This is a genomic window from Teichococcus deserti (genome assembly GCF_001982615.1).
GTDB lineage: Bacteria > Pseudomonadota > Alphaproteobacteria > Acetobacterales > Acetobacteraceae > Pseudoroseomonas > Pseudoroseomonas deserti.
The window spans coordinates 1-7,060 of the sequence record NZ_MLCO01000067.1; the positions used below are offsets into that span (position 1 = coordinate 1).

Sequence of the window (7,060 nt, forward strand, 5' to 3'; positions counted from 1 at the left end):
GCCGCGGACATCGCGATAGGTGACGCCGCCGGCAAGCACCTCGGCCGCGTTCACCTGGAGGTCGCCGTCGAGGTCGCGGAGCGCCTGCAGCGGCAGCGGCAGCGGCGGGATAACGCGGCGGCCTTCCGGCGCGGCGGCGGCCTGCGGCGGCGAGGTGGACGGTGGGGCAGGGCGCGGCGGCACGGCCGGCGCCGCGGGCGTGCCGACGGGTGGCGCCGCGGCGGGAGCCGCGACCGGCGGCGGGGCGTCGAGCAGCGAGTCCAGGTCCAGCCGCTGCGCCGCCAGCCGGGCCGACAGCTGCGGCCGGCCGGCGGTGCGCAGGCTGGCCTCGCCCTCCAGCACGGCCTGGCGTGACTGCAGCCGCAGCCCTTCCAGCACCACGCGGTCCTCCGGAGCGCCGAGCCGGGCCGTCAGCCGCGCCTCGGTCAGGCGCGGCCCGGGCAGGGCAAAGGCCTGCAGCAGCGGCGCGGTGTCGGCGGCGCTGGCATTCAGCTCGCCACTGGCGCCGCGCAGGCCCGGACCCTGCAGCCATCCGTCCAGCGTCGCTTCCATCCCCTGGCCGCGCAGCGTCAGACGCAGCGGCCAGGCGACATCGGCCAGCAGGATCGGCAGGGCGGGCAGGCTGGCCTCGGCCTGCAGTGGCACGCCCTTCAGGGTCAGCGCCGCGGCAAGAGTGGCCGGCTGGCCGGCAGCCCCGATGTTCAGGCTGGTGGCGCCCAGCGTCAGGCCCGGCAGCCAGGCGGAAAGATCGGTGCTGGCCAGCCGGGCGTTGAGCCGGTTGACCTGCACCGGGCCGGCTTGGCCGGGATCGGCGAGCTCGGCGGTGACGTCCAGCCCGGTCATCGGCGGTAGCGTGCCGGCGCCCAGGAAAGGCGCCAGCCGGTCGCCGCGATCGGCCGTGGCATTGATCGACAGATGCCAGCCGCCGAGCGATTCCGGCTGCCGCGCCGCGCCTTCGGCCACCAGCTGGATGCCGGGCGCCGCCATGGCCAGGCGCAGCGGCCATTCGTCCGGCGTGGCGCTGGCGCCGAGCAGCCGCGGCAGCGGGCCGCTTTGCCCCTCCAGCATCAGCGCGACGCCGCGCAGGCCGAGCCGGCCCTCGAAGGTGATCGGCCCGGCCGGCTCCGGTGCCTGCAGGGCGAAGCGGCGGATCTCCAGTGTCTCGGCGCGGTCCTGGCGGGCGTCGCGCCAAGTGAAACGGCCGCCCTCGATCTCGATGGCGGCGACGGTCAGCGCCAGCGGCTCGGCGGCCGGCGTGGCCGGGCCGGTCGAAGGGGTCGGGCTCGGCGCCCGCGGCGGGCCGAAGCGCCAGTTGCCCTGGCCCTGGGCATCGAGCTCCAGCAGCAGGTCGGGCTGCACCAGGGTCAGCCGCTCGAAGGCCAGCTTGCGCGACAACAGCGGCAGCAGGGCCAGCTCCGCCTCGACGCGCTTGGCCGTCAGCATGTCGGCGCGGCTGCCGCCCGGGGCGTTGGACAAGGTCACGCCCTGCAGCGTCACCGTCGGCACCAGCGACAGCTTGATGCCGATCGGGCCGGACAGCGTCAGGCTGCGCCCCGTCGCCTGCTCCACCGCGGCGATCACCCGCGGCCGCAGCACATCGTCGCGCAGCAGCAGACTGAGCCCGCCCCAGGCCAGCGCCGGCACCGCGACGATGACGGCAACGGTGATCAGCGCAGCGCGGCCGCGCCGGCGACGGGGCAGGGCCATCCTGGTCAGCCCCGGCGCTTCGGCGCGGCGTTGCGCGGCTTGTCGAAGCCGAGCGTGGCGAAGCTTTCCAGCATGTGCGGCGGCAGCGGGGCGGTCACTTCCAGCGTGCCGCCCTCGGGATGCGGCACGCTGATGGCGCGGGCATGCAGGTGCAGGGCATGCGACATGCCCTCCAGATGCGCGGCCTGGCCGCCATACTTGCCGTCGCCCAGGATCGGGCATTCCAGCGCCGCGGCACAATGGACGCGCAGCTGGTGGGTGCGGCCGGTATGCGGCTTCAGCTCCAGCCAGGTGGCGTGGCGGCGGGCGACATCGATCGTGCTGAACTCGGTGATGGCATGCACGCCGTCGCGGCCCTCGGCCGGCACCACGCGCTCGCCCATCGGGCCGCCGCCCTGCTTGACCAGCCGCATGTCAATGCGGCCGCCCTGGAACTGCGGCTGGCCGACCACGATCGCCCAGTAGGTCTTCTCGGCGTCGCGGCCGCGGAAGGCGGCGGCCAGCCGGCTGGCCGAGCCCGCGTCGCGCGCCAGCAGAATGACGCCGGAGGTGTCGCGGTCGAGCCGGTGCACCAGCCGCGGCCGCTCCTCCTTCTCGAAGCACAGGGCGTCCAGCATGCCATCCAGGTGCTTCTTGATGTTCGGCCCGCCCTGTACCGGCAGCCCATGCGGCTTGTTCAGCGCGATGACGCTGTCGTCGCGGTACAGGATCATCTGCTCCAGCGCCTTCGCATCCTCGGCCGAGACCTGGCGGTCGCGCGCCACCGGCTCCGGCGCCGGACCCTCGGGCAGCGGCGGGATGCGGATCTCCTGGCCGCGGGCCAGGCGGGTATTGGCCTCGGCGCGCTTGCCATCGACGCGCACCTGGCCGGTGCGCAGCATCTTCTGCAGCGCCCCCTGGGTCAGCTGCGGGAAATGCCGGCGGAACCAGCGGTCCAGGCGGGAATCGGCGTCCGCGGCATGGACGGTGCGGTGCTGGATGGTCATGACAGTCTCTAACTCGTGCGGGGGCGGCTTGTAGCAGGGGGGACGCCCAGGTCGGAAGCGTGGCGGTTCCAGGGCAGGGGCGCGATCCCGTCAGACCAGCCGGCGCCCCAAAGCGTAGAAAAGTGCGAAGGCGCCTAGGCCGAGCCCCAGCGTCGCCCCCAGATAGCCCAGTGCCAGGCCGGGCGAGCGCTGCCATAGCACACCGGTATCGAGGGAGAAGGCCGAGAAGGTGGTGAAGCCGCCGAGAACCCCAGTGATCGCCAGCAGCCGCACCTCGGCCGGGAAGGGCAGGCCGGCCGCGATGGCGCCACCCAGCAGGCCGATCACCCCGCTGCCGACGACATTCACCGCCAGCGTGCCCCAGGGCAGCCAGGCGCCGAACCAGGCCAGCGCCCAGACGCCGACGGCATAGCGCAGGATCGAGCCGGCGGCCCCGCCGGCGCCGACCAGCAGCAGCGACAGGGCGGAGAAGGGCTGGTTCATTGGTCCTCGATGCCTCGTGGCCTGGTCCCGGGCAGCCAGAGCGCGTGGGTGGAATCAAGATGCGCCCCGACATCTGCGGCGGGCCGACCCCCGGATGCGCCGCTCAGCCGTTCTGCCTGGCCTTGCGCCCCGCCCAGAATTCCAGCCGGCGCCGGACATCCCGCTCGAAGCCCCGCTCGTTCGGCGCGTAGAAGGTGCTGCCCGCCAGCTCGTCGGGCAGGAACTCCTGGCCGGCATAGGCGTCCGGAAAATCATGGTCGTACTGATAGCCGGCATGGCGGCCGATGTCCTTCATCAACCGGGTCGGCGCGTTCAGGATGCGCATCGGCGGCGCCACATGGCTGGTCCGCCTGGCGGCGCTGACGGCCGCGTCCCAGCCGGCATAGCTGGCATTGGATTTCGGCGCGGTGGCCACATAGTTGATGGCCTGGGCCAAGAACAGGCGGCCCTCCGGCCAGCCGATCCGCTCGAAGGCCTGCCAGGCGGTGATCACCTGCACCATGGCATTCGGATCGGCCATGCCGACATCTTCCGAGGCGGCGCAGGCCAGCCGGCGGAAGACCGCCTCCGGCGCCTCCCCGGCCGTCACCATCCGGGCGGCGTAGTAGAGCGCCGCATGCGGGTCCGAGCCGCGCAGCGACTTGTGAAAGGCGCTGAGCAGGTCGTAATGGCCGTCGCCGGCCTTGTCATGCGATGGCAGCCGCCGCTGCAGCAGCTGCCCCATGGCCTCGACATCAAGCTCGTCGCCATCCGACAGGGTGACGATCTGCTCGACCATGTTCAGCATGTAGCGGCCATCGCCGCCGGCCATGCCGAGCAGCGCCTCCCGCGCTGCCGCCGCCAGCGGCAGCGGCCGGCCGATGGCCTGTTCGGCGCGGGCGAGCAGCAGCCGCAGCGCATCGGCGTCCAGCGCATTGAGGATGAAGACGCGGACCCGGGACAGGATGGCGCCGTTCAGTTCGAAGGACGGGTTTTCCGTGGTGGCGCCGACCAGGATGATGGTGCCGTCCTCGATATAGGGCAGGAAGGCGTCCTGCTGCGCCCGGTTGAAGCGGTGGATCTCGTCGACGAACAGCAGCGTGCCGCGGCCGCCGGCGCGCCGGCCCTTCGCCGCCTCGAAGACCTTGCGCAGGTCGGCGACGCCGCCCTGGATGGCCGAAACCGCCTCGAACTGCAGGTCCGTGGCGCCGGCCAGCAGCCGGGCGATGGTGGTCTTGCCGGTGCCTGGCGGTCCCCAGAACACCATCGAGGCGATCGCCCGCGCCGCCACCATCCGCGCCAGCGGGCCGGAGGCGCCCAGCAGATGGTCCTGCCCCACCACCTCGGACAGGCTGGCGGGGCGCAGGCGATCGGCCAGGGGGCGGGGCGCCTGGCTGTCGAACAGGCTGGGTTCAGGCTGTGGCATGGCGTCTTTATAACGCCGAAGCCGGGAAAGGCTGCCAGGGGCCGCGCGACTCGCAGCAAAGGGTGCCAGCCCTTCCCACTATGGCCCTAGCGCGCTACGTCAGCGGCCACGGAATATCACGCCACGGCGACAGAGCGGACGATGACCAGCAGCAACGACATCCGGGCCACCTTCCTCGACTTCTTCGCCCGCAATGGCCACACGGTGGTGGAATCCTCGCCGCTGGTGCCGCGCAACGACCCGACGCTGATGTTCACCAACAGCGGCATGGTCCAGTTCAAAAACGTCTTCACCGGGCAGGAAAAGCGCCCCTACTCGCGCGCGACCACCGCGCAGAAGTCGGTGCGGGCAGGCGGCAAGCACAACGACCTGGACAATGTCGGCTATACCGCCCGGCACCACACCTTCTTCGAGATGCTGGGCAATTTCTCCTTCGGTGACTACTTCAAGGACCAGGCGATCACCCATGCCTGGACCCTGCTGACCAAGGACTTCGCGCTGCCGAAGGACAAGCTGCTGGTCACCGTCTATTCCGAGGACGAGGACGCCGCCGCCCTCTGGCGCAAGATCGCCGGCCTGCCGGACAGCCGCATCATCCGCATCCCGACCTCCGACAATTTCTGGCGCATGGGCGACACCGGCCCCTGCGGCCCCTGCTCGGAAATCTTCTTCGACCATGGCGACAAGATCCCGGGCGGCCCGCCGGGCAGCCCGGACGAGGACGGCGACCGGTTCATCGAGATCTGGAACCTGGTCTTCATGCAGTTCCTCGAGGAGCCGGCCGGCACGCGCAACCCGCTGCCGCGCCCCTCGATCGACACCGGCATGGGGCTGGAGCGCTTCGCCGCCATCCTGCAGGGCAAGCACGACAACTACGACACGGACACTTTTCGTGCATTGATCCTGGCCAGCGCGGAGGCGACCGGGCAGGACGCGGACGGGCCGTTCAAGATTTCCCAGCGCGTCGTGGCGGATCACCTGCGCTCCGGCGCCTTCCTGATCGCCGACGGCGTCATGCCCTCCAACGAGGGCCGCGGCTACGTGCTGCGCCGCATCCTGCGCCGCGCCATGCGCCACGCCCATATGATGGGCGCCAAGGAGCCGTTGCTCTATCGCCTGCTGCCCGCGCTGGTGCGCCAGATGGGCGCCGCCTATCCGGAGCTCGTCCGTGCGGAAGCGCTCATCTCCGAGACGCTGAAGCTGGAAGAGAACCGCTTCCGCAGCCTGCTGGAGCGCGGCCTCGGCCTGCTGGCCGATGAAAGCCAGAAGCTGGGCGACAAGGGCACGCTGCCGGGTGACATCGCCTTCCGCCTCTACGACACCTATGGCTTCCCGCTCGACCTGACCCAGGACGCTCTGCGCGGCGAGGGCAAGTCGGTCGATGTCGCCGGCTTCGAATCCGCCATGGCCGAGCAGAAGAAGCGCGCCCGCGCCGCCTGGGCCGGCTCCGGCGAGGCCGCGACCGAGACGCTGTGGTTCGACCTGAAGGACCGCCTCGGCGCCAGCGAGTTCCTCGGCTACTCCACCGAAAGTGCCGAGGGCGAGATCCTGGCGGTTGTTGCCGGCGGCGCCGTGGTCGAGAAGGCGGGCCCGGGCACCGAGGTTGCCGTTGTCCTGAACCAGACGCCCTTCTATGCCGAGAGCGGCGGCCAGGTCGGCGATGCCGGCACCATCACCGGCGCCGACGGGCTGAAGATTCTGGTGCGCGACACCCAGAAGAAGCTCGGCCTCTTCGTCCATCTCGGCACCGTCGAGGCCGGCGAGGCCGCCCCCGGCAAGGCCGTGGTGGCCGAGCTCGACCATACCCGCCGCGGCGCCATCCGCGCGCACCACTCGGCGACCCATCTGCTGCACGAGGCGCTGCGCCGCCGCCTCGGCACCCATGTCGCGCAGAAGGGCTCTCTGAATGCTCCGGACCGGCTGCGCTTCGACGTATCGCAGCCGACGCCGATGACGCCTGAGGACCTGGCCTGGGCCGAGGCCGAGGTGAATGCCCGCATCCGCGAGAATGCCGAGGTCGTCACCCGGCTGATGACCCCGGAAGCCGCGGTCGAGGCCGGCGCCATGGCGCTGTTCGGCGAGAAGTATGGCGACGAGGTCCGCGTCGTCGGCATGGGCTTCGACCCGGAGGCGACGGCCAAGCATGGCGTCTATTCGCTCGAGCTCTGCGGCGGCACCCATGTCCGCCGCACCGGCGATATCGGGCTGTTCAAGATCGTCTCGGAAAGCGCCGTCTCCGCCGGCGTCCGCCGCGTCGAGGCAGTGACCGGCACTGCCGCCCTGGCCCTGGTCGAGCACGAGCAGAAGCTGCTGCGCGAGGCGGCCGCCGCCCTGAAGATCGCACCGGCCGAGCTGCCCGCCCGCATCGCCGCCCTGGCCGAGGAGCGCCGCAAGCTGGAGCGCGACGTGGCCGATCTGCGCAAGCAGCTGGCCACCGGCGCCGGCGCCGGTGGCCAGCTGCTTGCGCAGATCGGCCACG

At 71.8% G+C, this 7,060-nt stretch carries 5 protein-coding genes; 1 reads left to right on the plus strand and 4 read right to left on the minus strand.

The window, feature by feature from the left end; translation table 11 throughout:
- The 4 genes from BKE38_RS08625 to BKE38_RS08640 form a co-directional block, all read right to left on the minus strand.
- A partial coding sequence (locus tag BKE38_RS08625) for an AsmA family protein (protein WP_131829522.1) occupies positions 1–1,707 on the minus strand: 1,707 nt, incomplete at its 3' end.
- 5 nt (positions 1,708–1,712) lie between these two features.
- Complete coding sequence (locus tag BKE38_RS08630) at positions 1,713–2,693, minus strand: RluA family pseudouridine synthase (protein WP_076956918.1); 981 nt, start codon at positions 2,691–2,693, stop codon at positions 1,713–1,715.
- 90 nt (positions 2,694–2,783) lie between these two features.
- Positions 2,784–3,176 carry a fluoride efflux transporter FluC gene (locus BKE38_RS08635; protein WP_076956919.1) on the minus strand — a complete coding sequence of 131 codons (393 nt, stop codon included), beginning with the start codon at positions 3,174–3,176 and terminating at the stop codon, positions 2,784–2,786.
- A gap of 103 nt (positions 3,177–3,279) precedes the next feature.
- Positions 3,280–4,581 (minus strand): replication-associated recombination protein A, encoded by a 1,302-nt coding sequence (locus BKE38_RS08640; RefSeq protein WP_076956920.1) that lies wholly within the window; start codon positions 4,579–4,581, stop codon positions 3,280–3,282.
- 141 nt (positions 4,582–4,722) lie between these two features.
- Here BKE38_RS08640 and alaS point away from each other — a divergent pair.
- The coding region (gene alaS / locus BKE38_RS08645) for an alanine--tRNA ligase (protein ID WP_076956921.1) at positions 4,723–7,060 on the plus strand (2,338 nt) is incomplete at its 3' end.